We start from the raw sequence: 19,772 nt of genomic DNA on the forward strand, positions 1-19,772 counted from the left end.
TGGGTAAGTGCTTCGGCCAGTGGCGCAGTCACGTAGTGCGGCAACACCCATGGCTGGCTTCAGTCGAGTCGGTCAGGCTGGTGGATGGCAAGCGTTCGATTGGTTGCATCGAGCGGTCATGGTCGGCTGCCCTCGGCGATAACGGCGGCTTTGCGTTCGCGGGTGTAGGTCAGCACGAAGTGCGCCACGAGGCCGAAGATCAAGCCCCAGAATGCAGCGGCCAGGCCGAGGAAGCTCATGCCCGAAGCTGTTACGAGGAAGGTGATCAGCGCGGCTTCGCGTTGTTTCTCGTCAGCCATGGCGCCGGTCAGTCCGGCACTGATCGCGCCAAACAAGGCGAGGCCGGCGAGGGAGGCGATCAATTCTTTCGGCAGTGCGGAGAACACCGAGGCCAGGGTGGCGCCAAAGGTGCCCATCAGAATGTAGAACACCCCGCAGGCGATCCCGGCCATGTAGCGTTTATCGCGGTCTTCGTGGGCTTCGCGGCCGGTGCAGATCGCTGCGGTAATGGCCGCCAGGTTAAAACCGTGGGAACCGAACGGGGCCATCAGGATCGAGCCAATCGCGGTGACCGAAATGATCGAGCGTGCTGGCGTGTTGTAGCCCGAGGTGCGCAACACGGCCATGCCTGGCACGTACTGGCCGGTCAAGGTCACCAGCGCCAGGGGCAGGCCGATATTGATGATTGCGTGCCAGCTCCATTCAGGGGCGATGAAGACCGGCTGGGCCACGGCGATGGTGATCGAGGTGCTGTTGAGTTCACCGAACGAGGCGGCCACCGCGCAACCGACGATCAGCACCGACAGGATCGCGTAGCGTGGCGAAAAGCGCTTGAAGATCAGGTACGCCGCGATCATCGCCAACACCAGCGCCGGCTGCAGCTTGATCGAGGTGAACAGCTCGGCGCCGAAGCGGAACAGGATCCCGGCGAGCATGGCGGCGGCAATGGCCTTGGGCAGGCGGCTCATCAATTTGTCGAACGCACCGGACAGGCCGACCAGCGCGATGATCACCGACGCCACCACATAGGCACCGATGGCCTGGGGCAGGGTCACGGTGGGCAGCATCGACACCAGTAACGCTGCCCCCGGTGTCGACCACGCGGTGATGACCGGAACACGCAGGCGCCAGCTCAGGAGCAGGCCGGTAATCCCGCTGCCAATGGAAATGGCCCAGATCCATGAAGACACCACGTCGTTGGGCAGGTGCGCTTCCTTGGCTGCCTGGAACACGATGATGAGCGGGCCGGCGTAGGAAATGATCACGGCGATGAAGCCCGCGATGATCGCCGACAGGGATAGATCCTTTCTGAATGTGTCCATGATGTCTCGACTTGGCGCGACAGGAGCGCGCAGTGAATGATTGAGTCGATTGCTTTGATTCGAAATTAGTGTATTTGAATGAATTGAGTTGATTCAATAGGGGGCGGGATTGTTAGGAGATATTTTTCTGCTATGACGGGTTGTTTTCGCGTCTTTTAATAGTTAACTATTTGATTTTAATTAATATTATTTACTGTAAAAAATTCTCAATGTCGCATCGAGAAACGATTCAATAATCGTATCAATCGATTCAATGGGTTGATTGTGTCGAATTATTAGTTGCCTAACCTCCATGTGATATGCTCGGATATTCATCATTTCTACGATGGGCAGTGATCATTCATGTGGGTTCCCCAGCTAAGCGAGTTCAGCCAGCCGATGTATTTGTCGATTGCCGATGCATTGGCGCGCGATATCAACAACGGCGTGCTGAACGAGGGCGATCGCCTGCCGACCTTGCGTGAGCTGGCCACCACCTTGAATGTCACGCCGGGGACCATCAGCCGGGCCTATAGCGAGGCTCATCGGCGTCGGTTGGTGCAGGGGGAAGTAGGGCGCGGCACCTACGTGCTCAACCAGAAGCAGCTGGAACTGCCGGCCAGCAACAGCGCCTCCGCGCCGCTGAACCTGGGGCAATCCGAACTGCTCGATCTTTCGATCATCAAGCCCTACAGCGAAACCCTGGAGTACTGGTTGCGCGGCGCGCTGGTGGGCATGGCAAAAAGCACCGATTTCGCGCGTGCACTGGATTACGCGCCGGATGGCGGGCACCCGGCGCATCGCGAGGCGGGGGCGCAATGGTTGCGTCATTCATTGCCCGACGCGCAATGGCAGCAAGTGGTGATCACCGCAGGGGCCCAGCATGGCTTGATGGTCGCGATGAGCGCCCTGACCAATGCGGGTGACCTGGTGCTCTGCGAAGCGCTTTGCTACCCCGGCATCATTTCCCTGGCCCATGGCCTGGAGCGCCGCCTGCGTGGCGTGCCGATGGATGACGAAGGCATCATTCCCGAAGCCTTGCGCGAACTGTGCCTGCGCGAGAAACCGGCGATGCTGGTTTGCGTGGCGACCTGCCAGAACCCGACGGCGGCGATCATGTCGCAGAAACGTCGGGCCCAGATCGCCGCGCTTGCCGAGGAATTCGACTTCATCATCCTGGACGATGATATCTATGGCTTCCTCGCCACCGATCCGTCGATCAAGCCACTGTCGGCCTTTGCGCCGGACCGTTCGGTGTACCTGACCAGCCTGTCGAAATCGGTCATGCCGGCGCTTCGCGTCGGTTACATCTACAGCCCGCCTAAATTGCTGTCGCGCCTGACCTCGATGGTGCGCAGCAGTGTCTGGATGCCGTCGCCGTTGACCGCGCAGTTGGCCAGCAATGTGATTACCGAAGGCCTGGACAAGAAACTGATCCGCATCCAGCGCAACGAGGCGGCGGGGCGGCAAGCCATTGCCCGGGAAATCTTTGCCAATTTCGAGCTCAAGACCCAGCCATATTCCTATCACGTCTGGTTGACGCTGCCGGAGCCATGGACCAGCGACGAGTTCACCATGCTCGCCCGGGCCAACGGCGTACTGCTGCTCAGCGGCACCCAGTTCCAGGCTGAGCGCTCAGGCACCACTCGGTGCGTGCGGCTGGTGTTGATGTCCCCCACCAGCCAGGACGAACTGCGCTTTGCCCTGACCAAGCTGGCCAGCTTGATCGATTCGGATCCGCGCCGTTATTACTAAAAAGATCGCAGCCTTCGGCAGCTCCTACGCGGTGTAGGCGCTGCCGAAAACTGCGATCTTTTTGGTCATTCGTCCGACGGATTGAGCAGTTCGGACAAGGCGTCCGGTTGGCTCTTGAATGCCTTGGCGAACACATCACGATTCTTCGCCATGTAGATCCCGGCTTCCTCGACCTGTTGCTCGCTCAGCGATGGAACGGCTTTTTGCAACACCTCTGCCAGCAATTCGGCGAGTTCCAGCATTTTGTCATGACGGTCAGCTTCGGCTTTATCCATGAACAAGCGCTCCAGATCTCGGCTGCTGCGGTATACCACTTCGACGGCCATTCACCACCTCACATGCCTTCACATTGGTTGTCTTTGTGACTACTGTATTTATATACAGGCAAAAGGATAAGCGAATCCTCTTGCTTTGGATAGTGGCTTTTTAATGTAGACCGATTTCGGCATGTGAGGGCAAAGCTAATGTGAGCAAAGCTTGTGTGGGAGCAAAGCTTGCTCGCGATCCGGCCGCATGAAGCCCCCAAAAGTGCCGCATACCAGCCTATCGCCATCTCACCCCCAGGCGCTGGCCTTTTTTCTGCATGCAGAACAACCGTCACGTCCAACCCGCATCATCCGGTCGAACCGACCTAAGGAAACTACATCGTGAAAATCAACTGGGCCGAGAACCTGCGCCAGAACGTCCATCAACTGGCCGAGTCCCTGGGAAACCTGTTCGTCGAGACCTTCCACTACCTGGCGCTGTTCGCCATCGGTGCGGTGACCGCGTGGGCGGCGGTGATGGAGTTCTTGCAGATGCTCGAGACTGGGCACATCAAGATCGACGACATCCTGCTGCTGTTTATCTACCTGGAATTGGGGGCCATGGTCGGGATCTACTTCAAGACCAACCACATGCCGGTGCGGTTTCTGATCTACGTGGCGATCACGGCGCTGACGCGGCTGCTGATTTCCAACGTCTCCCACCACAGCCCGCCCGACCTGGGGATCATTTACCTGTGCGGTGGCATCCTGCTGCTGGCGTTTTCGATCCTGGTGGTGCGCTACGCTTCGTCGCAGTTCCCTTCGGTGAAGATCGAGCACCCGCACCGCAAGGTCGGTGCGGGTACCAGCGAGCATGCCGAAGTGGAGAAAGGAGAAATCTAAATCCCGACGGCAGAGGGCGCCGGCCCCTGGGCGTGCGGTGGTGGCAGCTTGATGTTGTCACCGCCAGTCATGGCTTCGAGGATGGCCACGGCGCTGTGGCCCTGCTCGATGGCGATCCCGAACTGAATACTTTGCACCAGGCGCTTGAGCCGTTCCGGGTCGTTGCGCTGCTGGGCGCTGATCATGCGTTTGGCGACGACGCGCCCGCTCTTGGACAGGGTCAGCATGATGCTGCCATCCAGGCCCTGGATACTCAGGTTGATTTGATAATGCGGCGCAAAAGCGTCGGTAATGATCTGAAAAGGGTTGTCCATGATGCGTCACCGCCTGATTGAACGTGCAGTTGTTGACCGGCCGTGATCGGGATTAGTTCGCAACACCAGACCATCGGCCATTCCATGATCGTGTTCATCGCAAGATTCCTGGGGGCCAGGCAGGCCTCAGGATCAAAAGATCGCAGCCTGCGGCAGCTCCTACAGGGAGTTAGCAAGTGGCATGCCGGAAAAACTGTCGGACAATGATCCCGGAGCCTAAGCGCCGGACGCTCTGGAATGCGGCTATGGCCGCTGCCCGTTTCGGGGCAATAACGCGCGGATGTTCGTTGACGGTGCAGGCGGGGGGATGATTTGCGGTGGGTAGGCAGGGCAGGGGTAACTCCCGACATTAACAGCGCTTTTGCCCGTTGTCTGGCTTTATTTGCGTATGAATATTTATCTTTTTCTAGGGGTTGAATTGTTCTTCCGCCAGCCCGACTCTGTATTCAAGGGGCCGTTGCATCAACGTCGACGGCCCCCGGCGAGCTAGCTGAAATAAGGGATGAACTATGCAAATCCAAGTCAACAGCGATAACCATATTCAAAGCAGCATCCGACTGGAGGAGTGGGTACGTACTACCATCGAAAGCACGCTCGAACGTTATGAAGAGGACCTGACACGGGTTGAGGTTCATTTGCGGGACGAGAACGGCGACAAGCCCGGTCCCCATGATCTGCGTTGCCAGCTTGAAGCACGGCCGAAGGGCCATCAGCCGATTTCCGTGACGCACAAGGCCGACTCGCTGGAACTGGCGATCGAAGGCGCGGCGACCAAACTTGAAAGTGCCCTGGAGCATTTGTTCGGCAAACTGCGCGGCAAGCGCGCCGCCGTTGAGAAATCGAGCGAATCCGTAGCCTTGGCCGATGCGATGCTGGAAGAGGAGTTCCTGGAAAACGAACGGGCCGCGCTTCACGGCTAAACCCTCGTTCATTTCACTTGCGACTGAAAAACGGGCCTGCAATCGCAGGCCCGTTTTGTTTTATTGGTTTGGTTTGCGCTTCTGCATTGATCACATTCTCCTGTGGGAGCGAGCTTGCTCGCGATGGCGATAGCCGGGGCTAACGCAAAAACGCCTGCCGATACTCCCCAGGCGTCGCGCCCAGGGCCTGGCGGAAACGGTTGGTGAAATGACTGGCGCTGGCAAATCCGCAGGCCAATGCCACCTCGCCCAACGGTTGTGAAGTGCTGCGCAACAAATGCCGCGCGCAGGTCAAGCGTCTAGCCAGCACATATTGATGAGGAGGCAGCCCGAAGCTTTCGCGGAACATTCGCGCGAAGTGGTATTCGGACAACGCACACAACGCCGCCAATTGGCCGAGGCTGATGGCATCGGCCAAGTGGCTGTCGACGTAATCCACCAGCAACCGCCGCTGATGAGCGGCCAGGCCGCCTTTGAGGCGAAGTCCCTGACGCTGGCCCACCTGGCTGAGCAGCAGGTGATTGAGCAAGTCATGGGCCAGGCTGGTGGTCAGCAGGCGTTCACCGGGTTCGTCCCAGTTCAGCGCGATCAACTGGCGAAAACGCTGTGCCTGTCGCGGGTCGTCGAGGAACGTCTCCTCGTGCAGTTGCACCTGCCGCGGTTCGCGGTCCAGCAGCGTGACGCACCCCAGGGCGAATTGTTCAGCGCTGAAATACAGGTGGGCAAGGCGAATGTCGCCGTTGATGACCCAGGCCGATTGATGTCCGGCGGGCAGTACGCAGAGTTTGCCCGGCGCGCCCGTGGTGTCGGGCCGCTCGCGGCGAAACGTACCGGTGCCGCCAGCGATGTAGCATGACAGCGTATGGTGGGTCGGCGCCTCGTAGTCCTGGGCGTCGTGGTGATTGCTCCACAAAGCGGCCGCCAAGCCGTCCCCGAGCTCGGCGCTGTGCTCCAGGCGAGCATTGGGCGAGCTGTTGAGGGCTTGAAAGACTTGCAGGGTTTGCAGTGTGGGCATGATCGGTTCTCCAACGCTTGCATCCTACTCCGTCGGCCGATCCACACCAGCCAGCCTGCCGAAAAAACCGCAAGTTTATGCAAGCGCCGGGTCAATGGCGGCGTGACACTGGGGGCCATTGCCAGGAGTCGCCGTCATGAACCTCTCGTTGTACCTGCTCACCGTGCTCATCTGGGGCACCACCTGGATTGCCCTGAAACTGCAACTGGGCGTGGTCGCCATCCCGGTTTCGATCGTTTATCGGTTTGGCCTCGCGGCGTTGATCCTGTTCGCGATGCTCCTGCTCAGCCGGCGCTTGCAGGCGATGAACCGGCGCGGCCATTTGATTTGCGTTGCCCAGGGCCTGTGCCTGTTCTGCATCAACTTCATGTGCTTCCTGACCGCCAGCCAATGGATTCCCAGTGGGTTGGTCGCGGTGGTGTTTTCCACCGCCACGCTCTGGAACGCCCTCAATGCCCGCGTGTTCTTCGGTCAGCGGATTGCGCGCAACGTGCTGTTGGGTGGCGCCCTGGGGCTTTCGGGGCTGGCGCTGCTGTTCTGGCCGGAACTGGCCGGCCATAGCGCAAGCCCGCAAACCTTGCTTGGCTTGGCGCTGGCGTTGCTGGGCACCTTGTGTTTCTCGGCGGGCAACATGCTCTCGAGCCAGCAACAGAAAGCCGGCCTCAGGCCGTTGACCACCAATGCCTGGGGTATGGCCTATGGCGCGGCGATGTTGGCGGTGTGGTGTGCGTTCAAAGGCATCCCGTTCGACATGGAATGGAACACGCGCTACATCGGCTCGCTGTTGTACCTGGTGATCCCGGGGTCGGTGATTGGCTTTACCGCCTACCTGACGCTGGTGGGGCGCATGGGGCCGGAGCGGGCGGCGTATTGCACGGTCCTGTTTCCGGTGGTGGCGTTGAACGTCTCGGCGTTTGTCGAGGGCTACCAGTGGACGGCGCCGGCATTGGTGGGGTTGGTGCTGGTGATGCTGGGGAACGTGCTGGTGTTTCGCAAGCCTCGGCCAGTGGCCGCGAAAGTCGCGCTGGGCGCGTAGGAGCTGGCGAAGCCTGCGATCTCTTGATCTTTCGCTCACGACTTAATTGTCTGGAACAAGATCGCAGCCTCGCTTCGCTCGGCAGCTCCTACAGGTGCAGCCCAGCGGGAGCAAGCTCCCTCGCCATGGTGTGTTCTATTTCCAGACTTGCGGGTTGACCAGGTTCTTCGGTCGCTCGCCCAGCAATGCACTGCGCAGATTATCCACAGCCAGATCGGCCATGGCGGCGCGGGTTTCGTGGGTGGCCGAGCCGATGTGGGGCAGGGTGACGGCGTTTTTCAACTGGAACAGCGGCGATTCGGCCAGGGGTTCTTTCTCGTAGACATCCAGCCCGGCGCCGCGGATGCGATTGTTCTGCAGGGCTTCGATCAGCGCTGGTTCATCCACCACCGGGCCCCGGGAAATGTTGACCAGGATGGCGCTCGGTTTCATCAGGCCCAATTCGCGCTGGCCGATCAGATGGCGGGTCTTCTCGCTCAATGGCACGACGAGGCAGACGAAGTCCGCTTCGGCCAGCAACTGGTCCAGTTCGCGAAATTGTGCGCCCAATTGGCTTTCCAGTTCGGTCTTGCGGCTGTTGCCGCTGTAGAGGATCGGCATGTTGAACCCCAGCCGGCCACGTCGGGCAATGGCCGCACCGATGTTGCCCATGCCGACGATACCCAGGGTCTTGCCATGTACATCGCTGCCAAACAGTTGCGGGCCGACTGTCGCCTGCCATTGCCCAGCCTTGGTCCAGGCGTCCAGTTCGGCCACGCGCCGGGCGCTGCTCATCAGCAGGGCGAAGGCCAGGTCGGCGGTGCTTTCGGTGAGCACGTCGGGGGTGTTGGTGAGCAGGATCCCGCGCTCATTGAAGTAGGCCAGGTCATAGTTGTCGTAGCCCACCGATATGCTGGATACCACTTGCAGGTTCGCGGCGCCTTGCAGTTGCTCGCGCCCGAGCTTGCGACCGACTCCGATCAGCCCGTGGGCGTGGGGCAGGGCTTCGTTGAACTGTGCGTTGATATCGCCCTTGGACGGGCTCGGCACGATCACGTCGAAGTCCTGTTGCAGGCGCTCGACCATCTGGGGCGTGATACGGCTGAAGGCAAGTACGGTTTTTTTCATCGTGCAAGGCTCGTCGGGGAGAAGATACCAAGCACGCTAACATTCCTGGCGAGGGTTAGGCGAGGGGGAGTTTGATTGGGAATGTAGCCAACCCCTGTGGGAGCGAGCTTGCTCGCGAAGGCGTCGGGTCAGCTTGCATTGATTTTGAATGCCAGACCGCTTTCGCGAGCAAGCCCGCTCCCACATTTGATTTGTGGTGGGCTCAGATTTTGTAACCACTAAAAATTCTTACGCCGCCCGCAGTGAAATAAAGGCGTAATTGACCGGCGCCTCAGTGACCACCCGCGCGCCGCTGGCCGATACCTGGTGGGCCACATCATCGCCAGACAGATGGAACTGCCACTCACTGATGTGTTGTTGCGCAGGTTGCAGGCGCGCCTGATCGAGGGCGGCCACGAATGCGCTCATGTCCGGCAGGTACGCGGTGAAGCCGTCGCCCTTGAGCGCGGTAATGCGGATGCCCAGGGCGGCGCAGATGCGGTCCTTGATGGCGATTTCTTCACGGTCGGCCTGGCGTGAACGCTCGATCAACCGGACCAGTTCCTGGTCGACCAGTTCACCGCCGAGTATCAGTTGTGGCCCGGTTTCCCACGACTCTGGCGGGCATTCCTTGATGGCGATATTGAGGGGGATGTGCGGGTTGATTTCCATCGGATAGATGCGGCACACCAAGGGTCGGCGCTCGTAGATGCGGCACAGGTTTTCTTCGTCAAGATTACGACAACGGCCGACGTTGTAGGCGGCAAAGGTGATCGCCACCAGGGCCTCGGTGCTGCCGCTGTGAACCACCGCCGAGCGGCGCTCGGCATGCTCGCGTTGCCCTGCCGGCAGGCCGAGGCCGTTGGGCAGGAAGGCTTCCACCAGGACAATCACCTGGCCGCCGTCGCCAGCCCACATCCGGGCCTCGTCGAGAGTCAGGGGGACGTGGTGATCGGTGCAGCATTTGCCGCACCCTACACAGGAAAACGTTGTGTTCATTGAGCGCCCGGTCGCAGGAAGCTGGGGACGGCGACAGAAAAACGCCGTGATGGACCGTGCGAAGCAAGTTATGCGCCACTCACCGGTCGGTAGCGGCAGGGCGGATCGAGTCCCACTCGGTCACGTAGGCGGTTTTGGTTTGTTTGCGGTAGAGGCACAACTCGGTGCCGATCGCCCCTTTCATGTGCTTCTGCGGATATTGACCTTGCAGCAACAGCGCGGTGTAGCCGACCCGGTCGTCGAATTGAGCGGCGCTACCCACCGGCTCAGCACTCTTCAAACCGCTGGCCTTGATGCAACTGGCCAGCACGGCTTTGTCGTGGGTGGCCCAGGCGTCCGGGCTGGAGGCATGAGCCTGGGAGGCCAGGACAGTGAGGCCAAGGAGAATCAATAGACGGTTTTTCATCAGGGCGCCTTGTTCCGGGAAGCCAGGACAAGAGTATGCCTGAGGTTGTCGGACGGTGATCGCTCCCGCGCTGGAACGCAGAAGCGAGCAACCGATATGACTCAGTGACCTTGTTCGGCAACGGCCTTGGCCGCCGTGATCAGGCACTTGGTCAGTTCCGGTGAGGAAAACTTGGTGAGCACACCGTTGGCGCCGGCCAGCCGGGCTTTTTCGCTGTTCATGGCGCTGTCCAGCGAGGTGTGCAGCAACACGTAGAGGTGGGCGAAGTCCGGTGTTTCGCGCAGGGTCCGGGTGAGGGCGTACCCGTCCATCTCCGACATCTCGATGTCCGAGACGATCAGGTTGATCTGTTCGGCCGTGCCTTGCAGGTCCAGCAGACACTCGATGGCTTCCTTGGCACTGCGGGCGGTGTGGCATTGCAGGCCGAGGTTGCGCAGGGTGTGCACCGATTGCTGCAGCGCGACCTGGCTGTCATCGACCACCAGGATCCGTGCGTTGCCCAGCACCTCGGCGTCTTCCATGCTCAGTTCGGTCGGCGCGGTTTCGATCTGTGCCGGTGCGATGCCGTGGATGACCTTTTCGATGTCCAGTACCTGCACCAGCGTGCCGTCCACCGAGGTCACGCCGGTGATGTACGAACGCACACCGCCGGAGCCGTAGGGCGGCGGTTTGATGTCGGTGGTCAGGCAATGCACGATCTTGCTCACCGCTTGCACATGCAAGCCCTGTTTGGAGCGGCTGACGTCAGTGACGATCAGGCAGCCGCCATCCGGGTCTTCCAGGGGCCGCTCGCCAATGGCGCGGCTCAGGTCGATCACCGACAACGATGTCCCGCGCAGGGTGGCGATGCCTTTGACGTGCGGATGCGACTCCGGCAGCTTGGTCAAGGGGGGGCAGGGAATGATTTCGCTGACCTTGAGCAGGTTGATTGCCATCAGCTTGCCGCTGCGCAAGGTAAACAGCAAAAGCGAAAGTGAATCTGCGCGGGCTTTGTTGGAAGACATAAAAACCTTCTGTGGAAAAAGGTGGGGCGAGCATAGCGATCGCCAGAACAGCTTGTGATATTGGGTTATCGACTTGTTGGGGACAGGCTTTAGGACGAAAGCCGTCGACAGTCAATTTCAAGTCAATGAGTTGTGAGTACACACCTTGCGGCGAGGGGATTTATCTGTGGCGAGGGGATTTATCCCCGCTGGGTTGCGTAGCCCCCCCCCCCCCAGAAAGATTGAACGCATTTAGCCGGGTACTCCGAGGCGAGAGGTTTCAGGGCTGCTTCGCAACCCAGCGGGGATAAATCCCCTCGCCACAACAGCGGTCGGCAGCAACAGACGGGATTATTTAAGCCCCAACCGCCGGGCCATCCGCCCCAGGTTCGCCCGGTCCAGCCCCAGCTCCCGGGCGGCGCTGGCCCAGTTGTGCTGGTGACGCTCCAGGCAAGTGGCGATCAGCGTGCGCTGGAATTCGTCCACCGCTTCGCGCAAGTCCCCTGTTATGCCCTGCGCGGTCGGTACCGGGTTGATGGACGAAGGTGTGGGGCTGTCTACAGGCGCCTGGGGCAAATCCAGGTCCTGGGCGCTGAGGCTGAGAATTTTCGGGCGCGTCGCGCACCGGCCCAAGGCCTTCAAGGCGCTGCGGCCGATCAGGTGTTCCAGTTCGCGCACATTGCCCGGCCAGTCGTAGGCCAGCAGCGCGGCCTGGGCGTCGCTGGTCAGGCGCAGGCTGCCCAGGCCCATGCGCGAGCGATTGTGTTCCAGGAAAAAACCGCTGAGCAGCAGCACGTCCCGGCCGCGATCGCGCAGCGCCGGCACCTGCAGCGGATACACACTCAAGCGGTGATAGAAGTCGGCCCGGTAACGGCCGTTGCGCACTTCTTCGGCCAGGTCGCGATTGGTCGCCGCGATCAGGCGCACATCGACCCGGTGTTCCTTGTCCGAGCCCAGGCGTTGCAGTTGACCGCTTTGCAGTACCCGCAACAACTTGGCCTGGACGGTCAGGGACAACTCGCCCACTTCGTCGAGGAACAGAGTGCCACCGTCGGCCAGTTCGAACTTGCCGTGCCGGTCGTTCGTGGCCCCGGTGAAGGCGCCTCGTACATGGCCGAAGAGTTCACTTTCCACCAGCGTATCGGGCAGGGCGGCGCAATTGAGGCTGATGAGTGGCTGCTCGGCACGTTTCGACACGGCATGGATGGCCTGGGCGACCAGTTCCTTGCCCACGCCGGTTTCGCCGGTGATCAATACCGTCAGGTCGCTGCCGCCCACCAGCGCGATCTCTTCCACCAAGCGCTTGTGGGGCTTGCTCTGGCCGACCATGTCGCGAGGTTGCTGGCCGCTGGCCTGGCGATAGACCTCGGCGCGACGGTGCTCGTCCTCGGCCTTCAGGGCCAGGCGCTCGATGCGCTCGGCGGCGCTGACCGTGGCGGCGGCGAGGCTGGCGAAGGCTTGCAGGGCACTCAGGTCGATGGGCTCGAAGCGCTCCGGATCCAGCGAATCCAGGGTCAGCAGGCCCCAGGGCCGTTCGTCGACGAACAGCGGGCAGCCCATGCAGTCATGAACCTCCAGATGCTCGGCGAGCCCCTCGACCAGTCCGTCGTACGGATCGGGCAGGCCGCTGTCGGCGGCGAAGCGGGTGGGTTGCGGGTTGGCCAGCAACGCTTCGAAGCGCGGGTGTTCGCTGACCCGGAATCGCCGGCCCAGTGTATCGGTGCTCAGGCCATCCACGGCGAGCGGCACCAGGCAGTCGCCGTCCAGGCGCAACAACGCCGCCGCATCGCACGGCAGCAGGGTTCGCAAGGTGCCGAGCAGGCGCCGATAACGTTCGCCTTCAGGCAGTTCGCGGGACAGATCGGCCACCAGTGGCAGCAGGGAGGTCAGCAGGGCGGTTGCGGTCATAATGACTCCATGTAGTCGTAACGACTATAAGACTGGCCGTGTCGATATGACTACATTGTTTTTAACTGGCTGATTTTAAAGACAAAAATTTATGGCATGGAAACTGATATGACTTACCTAACTGTTATCGGTCATACGCCAGGAGTCACCCTATGCTCAGTCGAGAAGAACGCGCCATCATTCGCTCCACCGTTCCGTTGCTTGAAAGTGGTGGTGAGGCGCTGATCACTCACTTCTATCGCATGATGCTGTCCGAATACCCGCAGGTGCGCCCGCTGTTCAACCAGGCTCACCAGGCCAGTGGCGATCAACCGCGGGCCTTGGCCAACGGTGTGTTGATGTATGCGCGGCACATTGACCAACTCGATCAATTGGGCGACCTGGTGGCGAAGATCGTCAACAAGCACGTTGCCCTGCAGATCCTGCCGGAACATTACCCGATTGTCGGTTCGTGCCTGCTGCGAGCTATCGCCGAAGTGCTGGGCGCGGAGATCGCCACACCCGAAGTGATTGCGGCGTGGGGCGCAGCCTACAATCAGTTGGCCGATATCCTGATCGGCGCCGAAGCCGGCATGTACGACAAAAAGGCCGAGGCCCCGGGCGGCTGGCGTGGCGAGCGTGAATTCATCCTGACGGCCAAGGTGCAGGAAAGCTCGGAGATCACTTCGTTTTACTTTGAGCCGGCGGACAAGGGCCCGATCCTGTTGGCCGAGCCGGGCCAGTACATCGGCATGAAGCTCATGCTCGATGGCGAGGAAGTACGCCGCAACTATTCACTGTCAGCCCTGGCGGACAATGGTCAATACCGTATCAGCGTCAAGCGCGAGCCGGGCGGACGGGTGTCCAATCACCTGCATCATCATGTCGACGTCGGCAGCCGCATCCAGTTGTTCCCGCCGTCCGGGGATTTCTACCTGACTGCCAGCGACAAACCGCTGGTGCTGATCAGTGGCGGCGTTGGCATCACCCCGACCCTGGCCATGTTGCAGGCGGCGCTGCAAACCGAGCGACCGGTGCATTTCATTCACTGCGCGCGCAACGGCCGTGCCCATGCCTTCCGCGACTGCATCGACGACCTGGCCAAGCGGCATCCGCAGCTCAAGCGCTTCTACTGCTACGACGAAGACGACGGCTTGAGCCCGGCCGCCGACAAGGTGGGGCTGTTGAGCCAGGAACAACTGGCGCAATGGCTGCCGCAGCAACGTGACCTGGATGCCTATTTCCTCGGGCCGAAGGGCTTCATGGGCGCCGTCAAGCGCCACCTCAAGGCCTTGGGCGTGCCGGAGCAGCAGAGCCGTTACGAGTTCTTCGGGCCGGCGGCAGCGCTGGAATAAGGTCGCGGCCAACTTGGGAACCCGGGTTGGCCTCATCGCGAGCAGGCTCGCTCCCACAAGGGGTTTGCTGTGGACACGATTCCTGTGAACACCGCAAAAAAAACTGTGGGAGCGAGCCTGCTCGCGATGGCGGCGGCAGGTCCATCCTGGGTCCAACTGACCAGAATTAATCCGCACTTAACCTTCTTGCGCTCTATTCCCCTTTCAATGTCGACGCCCGCTGCTCGTTCACTGTCATGGTCTGCGTGTAGACTTCGGGCATCCGACCGCGCGCGAGTGTCGCCGTGCTGCGCGTCGATCCATGCAGACAAAGGGAAACGCAATGAGTGAGGAAATGATGCGCTTAGGCCGTGAGCGGCGCTATCTGGTGCTACTGGGGCTGATCTGCCTGGCGCTGATCGGCGGTGCGCTGTACATGCAGGTGGCCCTCGGTGAGGCACCGTGCCCACTGTGTATCCTGCAACGCTATGCACTGTTGCTGATCGCGATCTTCGCCTTCATCGGTGCCGCCATGCGCACCCGCCGCAGCCTGACGATCTTCGAAGGCCTGGTGGTGCTCAGCGCCTTGGCCGGGGCCGGTGTGGCAGGGCATCACGTGTACACCCAGTTCTTCCCCGCGGTCAGTTGCGGCATCGACGTGTTGCAGCCGATTGTCGATGACCTGCCGCTGGCGAAGATTTTCCCGCTGGGGTTCCAGGTCGATGGCTTTTGCTCCACACCCTACCCACCGATCCTGGGACTGTCCCTGGCGCAATGGGCACTGGTGGCCTTCGTGTTGACCGTGGTGCTGGTGCCATTGTTGGTGTCACGTAACCGCAAACCGCTTCGCTGAAACGCCTTGATGAAACGCCCCGGTTTCTCTCCTGGAGAACCGGGGCGTTTTACGTTTCACTCTCGAACCGGATCGTCCTTGATCCGAGGCAAGAATAGACCGCGACAATGTGCGACATGTTGTCACATATCTTGAGGCGCTCAGCCTTTTCAGGGGCGATTAGGCGCTGCTTCCTGTAATAAAAAACCGTCTGGTTTTGCAACCTGCGTATTGCCTGCAGCAGGCATTTCTAACAGCGAAGCGTCAGGTGCCAGAGGCCCCGAAAACTGGGCGCTTGCCGGGTAAAAAACCTCCTCGCGATCCCCCCGAGCTGTCTAAATCGGGCGTAGTAGCCCTACGTTTTTTGGGGTTCTTGTTGAGAATTAATTTCGATAACATGCTGGCTTGTTGCAATATCGGCGAAAGATTGTTGCCGGATCGGATAAAAATTATTTCGGGATGAGACATGGTCTACAGCGCCTCAGCTCACTACAATCGCCCGCACCGATTTTCCGACCCGGCTCAAGCTTGAGCACGAGAGTGGTCGAAGGGCGCCAGCGCCCCATGCGACCCCAAGGTGTCGGTGCCTCCAACTACCCGCACCAAATGGAATTGGGCTTGAACTAGGCCTTTGACCAACGAATAAGAACTCACTGCTGGCCCAGGATGTGTCGAACAGCCTCTGACGTTCGACGGGCAGCCCTTATTCAATCCAAGAAAATGCCAACCCTTGGCAGGGTGAAGTGTTGGCGATCAAAACCCAACTGCATTGCGCAAGCTGCTTTAGAGGTCGTGAGATGAGTAAAAACAGGTACCCCCGATTACTAGGCTTGTTGCCGCTGCTCGGCACGTTGCTGCTGGGAGGCTGCAACATGACCTTGCTCGATCCCAAGGGCCAGGTCGGCCTGGATGAGCGAAACCTGATCATCACCGCCACGCTGCTGATGTTGCTGGTCGTTGTGCCGGTCATCGTCATGACCTTCCTGTTCGCCTGGAAGTACCGCGCAACCAACACCCAGGCCACCTACACGCCGAAGTGGTCGCATTCGACCAAGATCGAAGTGGCGGTGTGGACTATTCCGGTGCTGATCATCATTGCCCTGGGTTACATCACCTACAAGTCGACCCACGCCCTGGACCCGTATCGTCCGCTGGATTCCGACGTCAAGCCGATCACCATTGAAGTGGTCTCCATGGACTGGAAGTGGTTGTTCATCTATCCAGAGCAAGGCATTGCAACGGTCAACAAGATCGTGTTCCCGGCTCATACGCCGATCAACTTCAAGGTCACTTCCGACACCGTGATGAACTCGTTCTTCATCCCGGGCCTGGGTGGCCAGATCTACGCGATGGCGGGCATGCAGACCAAGCTGCACCTGATCGCCAACCAGAACGCCGAACTCGACGGTATCTCCGCCAACTACAGCGGCGCGGGCTTTACCGGCATGAAGTTCAAAGCAATCGCCACGACCCAGGAAGATTTCGACGCCTGGGTCAACGATGTGAAGAAGGCACCTAAACAGCTTGAAAAAGCTGAATACGAAGCCCTTTCCAAACCGAGCCAGAACAACCCAGTCGAACTCTACTCGTCGGTTACGCCGAACCTGTTCCAGACCATCATCGACAAGTATGAAGGGATGAATCCGGGCAAGCCGATGCACCACGAGAAGAACGAGAAGGAAGTGGCTCACAACATGGAAGGGATGGACATGAGCTCGCATTCAGCTGCCGGGGCAGAGGAGTAAACGATGTTTGGTAAATTAAGTTGGGAAGCGATCCCGTTCCACGAGCCGATTGTCATGGTGACCCTCGCCATCATCGCGCTCGGCGGTCTGGCGCTGTTCGCGGGGATCACTTACTTCAAGAAGTGGACCTACTTGTGGACCGAGTGGTTGACGTCGGTCGACCACAAGAAAATCGGCGTGATGTACATCATCGTCGCCATGGTCATGCTGCTGCGCGGTTTTGCCGACGCCATCATGATGCGTACCCAACTGGCCATGGCCACCGAGGGTTCGCCTGGCTACCTGCCACCTGAACACTATGACCAGATCTTCACCGCCCACGGTGTGATCATGATCATCTTCATGGCGATGCCATTCTTCACCGGCCTGATGAACCTTGCTGTGCCGCTGCAGATCGGCGCCCGTGACGTTGCCTATCCGTTCCTGAACTCCCTGAGCTTCTGGCTGCTGGTGTCCGGCGTGGTGCTGATCAACCTGTCCCTGGGCGTCGGCGAATTCGCCAAGACCGGCTGGGTTGCCTATCCACCGCTGTCGGGCCTGCAATACAGTCCGGGCGTGGGCATGGACTACTATATCTGGGCGCTACAGCTATCTGGATTGGGGACAACGCTGACGGGGGTCAACTTCCTCGCCACCGTGCTGAAAATGCGTACCCCGGGCATGAAGCTGATGGACATGCCGATCTTCACCTGGACCTGCACCTGGGCCAACGTCCTGATCGTCGCTTCGTTCCCGATCCTGACCGCTACCCTGGCCCTGCTGACGCTTGACCGCTACATGGATTTCCACATTTTCACCAATGAACTTGGTGGCAATCCAATGATGTACGTGAACCTGTTCTGGGCCTGGGGTCACCCTGAGGTGTACATCCTGATCCTGCCGGCGTTCGGGATTTTCTCCGAAGTCATCTCGACCTTCTCCGGCAAGAAACTGTTCGGCCACCACTCGATGATCTACGCCAGCGGCGCGATCTCGGTGCTGGGCTTCATGGTCTGGCTGCACCACTTCTTCACCATGGGCTCGGGTGCCAGCGTCAACGCCTTCTTCGGCCTGGCGACCATGCTGATCTCGATCCCGACGGGTGTGAAGCTGTTCAACTGGCTGTTCACCATCTACCAGGGCCGCCTGCGTTTCACCAGCCACGTGCTGTGGACCCTGGGCTTCATGGTGACCTTCGCCATCGGCGGCATGACCGGCGTACTGCTGGCCATTCCAGGTGCTGACTTCGTCCTGCACAACAGCCTGTTCGTGATCGCGCACTTCCACAACGTGATCATCGGCGGTGCGGTGTTTGGCTATATCGCCGGCTTCGCCTTCTACTTCCCGAAAGCGTTCGGCTTCAAGCTGCACGAAGGTTGGGGCAAGGCAGCGTTCTGGTTCTGGATCTCGGGCTTCTTCGTCGCGTTCATGCCGCTCTATGCACTGGGCTTCATGGGCATGACTCGTCGCCTGAACGCCACCACCAACCCTGAGTGGGTGCCGTACCTGTACGTTGCCATGTTCGGTGCGGTGATGATCGCTGTCGGTATCGCCTGCCAGCTGATCCAGTTGTACGTCAGCGTGCGCGATCGCAACAAGCCAGAGAACATGTGCGAACACGGCGACCCGTGGAATGCTCACACCCTGGAATGGTCGACCTCTTCGCCACCGCCGTTCTACAACTTCGCCGTGCTGCCCAAAGCAGACGTCATCGACCCGTTCACCGAAGCCAAGGAAGCCGGCACTGCGTACCAGGCTCCGGCCAAGTACGAGCCGATCCACATGCCCAACAACACCGCTACCGGTGTGGTCATGGGCGCGCTGCTGACCGTGTTCGGTTTCGCAATGATCTGGCACATCTGGTGGCTGGCCATCGCCAGCCTGGTTGGCACTGTCGTGTACTTCACTATCCATGCCGCCCGTGACGATCAGGGTTACATGGTGCCGGTGGATGTCATCGAGCGCATCGAAGCCGAGCAGCACAAGCGCCTGGTAGCGGCCGGGAAAGTCCCCGCCACCGCCACCCGTGTTGAAACCTCGTTGGAACAGGCTTAAACCATGTCGAATTTAGTGACCACTGTTGGACACGCCCATGGTCATGACCATGGGCACGATGACCATCACCACGACTCGGGCGAGATGACCGTATTCGGTTTCTGGCTCTACCTGATGACCGACTGCATTCTGTTTGCGTCGATCTTCGCGGTGTACGCGGTGCTGGTAAACAACGTTGCCGGTGGCCCGTCGGGCCACGACATCTTTGAACTGCCGTACGTACTGGGCGAAACCGCGCTGCTGCTGTTCAGCTCGATCACCTACGGCTTCGCCATGCTGGCGTTGTTCAAGGGCAAGAAAACCCAGGTGCTGGGCTGGTTGGCCATGACCTTCCTGCTGGGCGCCGGCTTTATCGCCATGGAGATCAACGAGTTCCATATCCTGATCGCCGAAGGCTACGGTCCAAGCCGCAGCGGCTTCCTGTCCGGGTTCTTCACCCTGGTCGGCACCCACGGCCTGCACGTGACCAGCGGCCTGATCTGGATGGCGATCATGATGTACCAGGTCCATAAAAACGGCCTGACTGCCACCAACAAGACGCGCCTGAGCTGCCTGAGCCTGTTCTGGCACTTCCTGGACGTGGTGTGGATCTGCGTATTCACCGTTGTTTATCTGATGGGGACCCTGTAAATGGCTAACGCACATTCCCATGATGGCCATGACGCCGGCCACGGCAGCGTCAAGTCCTACGCCATCGGTTTCATCCTGTCGGTGATCCTGACCGTCATCCCGTTCGGCCTGGTGATGTACCCGTCGCTGCCCAAGAGCCTGACCCTGTGGATCATCCTGATCTTCGCCGTGGTCCAGGTACTGGTGCACCTGGTGTACTTCCTGCACCTGGACCGCTCCGCCGCCCAACGTAACAACGTGGTCGCGTTTGTCTTTGCCGCGATCGTGATTGTCCTGCTGGTCGGCCTGTCGTTGTGGATCATGTTCAGCATCCACACCAACATGATGGCGCACTGAGGAAAGTCCGG

General features: G+C 60.0%; 19 protein-coding genes. 10 read left to right on the forward strand and 9 right to left on the reverse strand.

The window, feature by feature from the left end; translation table 11 throughout:
• Positions 1-116 precede the first annotated feature (116 nt).
• The gene (locus CFII68_RS18635; protein ID WP_018604217.1) at positions 117-1,322 is read right to left on the reverse strand and encodes a benzoate/H(+) symporter BenE family transporter; all 1,206 of its coding nucleotides are present in this window, start codon (positions 1,320-1,322) and stop codon (positions 117-119) included.
• A 342-nt stretch (positions 1,323-1,664) separates the two neighbouring features.
• Here CFII68_RS18635 and CFII68_RS18630 point away from each other — a divergent pair, with 342 nt between their 5' ends.
• Positions 1,665-3,056, forward strand: coding sequence for a PLP-dependent aminotransferase family protein (locus CFII68_RS18630; protein WP_018604218.1), 1,392 nt, complete (start codon positions 1,665-1,667; stop codon positions 3,054-3,056).
• 65 nt (positions 3,057-3,121) lie between these two features.
• Here the strand turns inward: CFII68_RS18630 and CFII68_RS18625 are convergent, their stop codons facing one another.
• Positions 3,122-3,382, reverse strand: a complete 261-nt coding sequence (locus CFII68_RS18625) for a YebG family protein (RefSeq protein WP_003205410.1) — start codon at positions 3,380-3,382, stop codon at positions 3,122-3,124.
• 321 nt (positions 3,383-3,703) lie between these two features.
• Here CFII68_RS18625 and CFII68_RS18620 point away from each other — a divergent pair, with 321 nt between their 5' ends.
• A complete protein-coding gene (locus CFII68_RS18620; protein WP_018604220.1) occupies positions 3,704-4,204 on the forward strand; it encodes a phosphate-starvation-inducible protein PsiE in 501 nt (166 codons plus the stop codon).
• Here CFII68_RS18620 and CFII68_RS18615 read toward each other — a convergent pair.
• Complete coding sequence (locus tag CFII68_RS18615) at positions 4,201-4,518, reverse strand: DUF3509 domain-containing protein (protein WP_018604222.1); 318 nt, start codon at positions 4,516-4,518, stop codon at positions 4,201-4,203. The genes CFII68_RS18620 and CFII68_RS18615 overlap by 4 nt on opposite strands.
• A 509-nt stretch (positions 4,519-5,027) precedes the next feature.
• Between CFII68_RS18615 and CFII68_RS18610 the strand changes: the two genes are divergently transcribed.
• On the forward strand, positions 5,028-5,438 hold the full coding sequence (locus CFII68_RS18610; protein WP_018604223.1) for an HPF/RaiA family ribosome-associated protein: 411 nt from the start codon (positions 5,028-5,030) through the stop codon (positions 5,436-5,438).
• 139 nt (positions 5,439-5,577) lie between these two features.
• Here CFII68_RS18610 and CFII68_RS18605 read toward each other — a convergent pair whose 3' ends face one another.
• A complete protein-coding gene (locus CFII68_RS18605; RefSeq protein WP_018604226.1) occupies positions 5,578-6,453 on the reverse strand; it encodes a helix-turn-helix domain-containing protein in 876 nt (291 codons plus the stop codon).
• A 136-nt stretch (positions 6,454-6,589) separates the two neighbouring features.
• On the opposite strand from CFII68_RS18605, the gene CFII68_RS18600 reads away from it, so the two are divergent.
• A complete protein-coding gene (locus CFII68_RS18600; protein ID WP_018604228.1) occupies positions 6,590-7,489 on the forward strand; it encodes a DMT family transporter in 900 nt (299 codons plus the stop codon).
• A gap of 135 nt (positions 7,490-7,624) precedes the next feature.
• Here the strand turns inward: CFII68_RS18600 and CFII68_RS18595 are convergent, their stop codons facing one another.
• From CFII68_RS18595 to norR, 5 genes are all read right to left on the reverse strand, one after another.
• On the reverse strand, positions 7,625-8,596 hold the full coding sequence (locus CFII68_RS18595; RefSeq protein WP_018604230.1) for a D-glycerate dehydrogenase: 972 nt from the start codon (positions 8,594-8,596) through the stop codon (positions 7,625-7,627).
• 228 nt (positions 8,597-8,824) lie between these two features.
• The gene (locus tag CFII68_RS18590; protein ID WP_033062545.1) at positions 8,825-9,574 is read right to left on the reverse strand and encodes a YkgJ family cysteine cluster protein; all 750 of its coding nucleotides are present in this window, start codon (positions 9,572-9,574) and stop codon (positions 8,825-8,827) included.
• A 79-nt stretch (positions 9,575-9,653) separates the two neighbouring features.
• Positions 9,654-9,980 carry a hypothetical protein gene (locus CFII68_RS18585; RefSeq protein WP_018604234.1) on the reverse strand — a complete coding sequence of 109 codons (327 nt, stop codon included), beginning with the start codon at positions 9,978-9,980 and terminating at the stop codon, positions 9,654-9,656.
• A gap of 101 nt (positions 9,981-10,081) precedes the next feature.
• Positions 10,082-10,984, reverse strand: a complete 903-nt coding sequence (locus CFII68_RS18580) for a chemotaxis protein CheV (RefSeq protein WP_014340109.1) — start codon at positions 10,982-10,984, stop codon at positions 10,082-10,084.
• A 330-nt stretch (positions 10,985-11,314) separates the two neighbouring features.
• Positions 11,315-12,871 (reverse strand): nitric oxide reductase transcriptional regulator NorR, encoded by a 1,557-nt coding sequence (gene norR, locus CFII68_RS18575; protein ID WP_018604236.1) that lies wholly within the window; start codon positions 12,869-12,871, stop codon positions 11,315-11,317.
• Between the two features lie 152 nt (positions 12,872-13,023).
• Here norR and hmpA point away from each other — a divergent pair, with 152 nt between their 5' ends.
• The 6 genes from hmpA to cyoD all read left to right on the forward strand — a co-directional run bounded on the left by hmpA (position 13,024) and on the right by cyoD (position 19,761).
• Complete coding sequence (gene hmpA, locus CFII68_RS18570; RefSeq protein ID WP_018604238.1) at positions 13,024-14,205, forward strand: NO-inducible flavohemoprotein; 1,182 nt, start codon at positions 13,024-13,026, stop codon at positions 14,203-14,205.
• Between the two features lie 322 nt (positions 14,206-14,527).
• Positions 14,528-15,037, forward strand: coding sequence for a disulfide bond formation protein B (locus tag CFII68_RS18565; RefSeq protein WP_033062546.1), 510 nt, complete (start codon positions 14,528-14,530; stop codon positions 15,035-15,037).
• A 776-nt stretch (positions 15,038-15,813) separates the two neighbouring features.
• Positions 15,814-16,761, forward strand: a complete 948-nt coding sequence (cyoA, locus tag CFII68_RS18560) for a ubiquinol oxidase subunit II (RefSeq protein ID WP_024616398.1) — start codon at positions 15,814-15,816, stop codon at positions 16,759-16,761.
• A 3-nt stretch (positions 16,762-16,764) separates the two neighbouring features.
• Positions 16,765-18,795 (forward strand): cytochrome o ubiquinol oxidase subunit I, encoded by a 2,031-nt coding sequence (cyoB, locus tag CFII68_RS18555; protein ID WP_014340104.1) that lies wholly within the window; start codon positions 16,765-16,767, stop codon positions 18,793-18,795.
• Positions 18,796-18,798: 3 nt separating this feature from the next.
• A complete protein-coding gene (locus CFII68_RS18550; protein ID WP_014340103.1) occupies positions 18,799-19,425 on the forward strand; it encodes a cytochrome o ubiquinol oxidase subunit III in 627 nt (208 codons plus the stop codon).
• Positions 19,426-19,761: a cytochrome o ubiquinol oxidase subunit IV gene (gene cyoD, locus CFII68_RS18545; RefSeq protein ID WP_014340102.1), complete on the forward strand. Its 336-nt coding sequence runs from the start codon at positions 19,426-19,428 to the stop codon at positions 19,759-19,761.
• Positions 19,762-19,772 lie beyond the last annotated feature (11 nt).

Origin of the sequence: Pseudomonas sp. CFII68 (assembly GCF_000416195.1) — a bacterium.
In the GTDB taxonomy this organism is placed as follows: Bacteria; Pseudomonadota; Gammaproteobacteria; order Pseudomonadales; family Pseudomonadaceae; genus Aquipseudomonas; species Aquipseudomonas kilonensis.

What these genes read in the sequence shown, in the direction of transcription:
- CFII68_RS18550 (WP_014340103.1), top strand. Translation starts at nt 18,799, where the DNA reads ATGTCGAATTTAGTGACCACTGTTGGACACGCCCATGGTCATGACCAT.
- CFII68_RS18625 (WP_003205410.1), bottom strand. Translation starts at nt 3,382, where the DNA reads ATGGCCGTCGAAGTGGTATACCGCAGCAGCCGAGATCTGGAGCGCTTG.
- CFII68_RS18600 (WP_018604228.1), top strand. Translation starts at nt 6,590, where the DNA reads ATGAACCTCTCGTTGTACCTGCTCACCGTGCTCATCTGGGGCACCACC.
- hmpA (WP_018604238.1), top strand. Translation starts at nt 13,024, where the DNA reads ATGCTCAGTCGAGAAGAACGCGCCATCATTCGCTCCACCGTTCCGTTG.
- cyoA (WP_024616398.1), top strand. Translation starts at nt 15,814, where the DNA reads ATGAGTAAAAACAGGTACCCCCGATTACTAGGCTTGTTGCCGCTGCTC.
- CFII68_RS18580 (WP_014340109.1), bottom strand. Translation starts at nt 10,984, where the DNA reads ATGTCTTCCAACAAAGCCCGCGCAGATTCACTTTCGCTTTTGCTGTTT.
- CFII68_RS18565 (WP_033062546.1), top strand. Translation starts at nt 14,528, where the DNA reads ATGAGTGAGGAAATGATGCGCTTAGGCCGTGAGCGGCGCTATCTGGTG.
- cyoD (WP_014340102.1), top strand. Translation starts at nt 19,426, where the DNA reads ATGGCTAACGCACATTCCCATGATGGCCATGACGCCGGCCACGGCAGC.
- CFII68_RS18610 (WP_018604223.1), top strand. Translation starts at nt 5,028, where the DNA reads ATGCAAATCCAAGTCAACAGCGATAACCATATTCAAAGCAGCATCCGA.
- norR (WP_018604236.1), bottom strand. Translation starts at nt 12,871, where the DNA reads ATGACCGCAACCGCCCTGCTGACCTCCCTGCTGCCACTGGTGGCCGAT.
- cyoB (WP_014340104.1), top strand. Translation starts at nt 16,765, where the DNA reads ATGTTTGGTAAATTAAGTTGGGAAGCGATCCCGTTCCACGAGCCGATT.
- CFII68_RS18590 (WP_033062545.1), bottom strand. Translation starts at nt 9,574, where the DNA reads ATGAACACAACGTTTTCCTGTGTAGGGTGCGGCAAATGCTGCACCGAT.
- CFII68_RS18630 (WP_018604218.1), top strand. Translation starts at nt 1,665, where the DNA reads ATGTGGGTTCCCCAGCTAAGCGAGTTCAGCCAGCCGATGTATTTGTCG.
- CFII68_RS18615 (WP_018604222.1), bottom strand. Translation starts at nt 4,518, where the DNA reads ATGGACAACCCTTTTCAGATCATTACCGACGCTTTTGCGCCGCATTAT.
- CFII68_RS18585 (WP_018604234.1), bottom strand. Translation starts at nt 9,980, where the DNA reads ATGAAAAACCGTCTATTGATTCTCCTTGGCCTCACTGTCCTGGCCTCC.
- CFII68_RS18635 (WP_018604217.1), bottom strand. Translation starts at nt 1,322, where the DNA reads ATGGACACATTCAGAAAGGATCTATCCCTGTCGGCGATCATCGCGGGC.
- CFII68_RS18595 (WP_018604230.1), bottom strand. Translation starts at nt 8,596, where the DNA reads ATGAAAAAAACCGTACTTGCCTTCAGCCGTATCACGCCCCAGATGGTC.
- CFII68_RS18605 (WP_018604226.1), bottom strand. Translation starts at nt 6,453, where the DNA reads ATGCCCACACTGCAAACCCTGCAAGTCTTTCAAGCCCTCAACAGCTCG.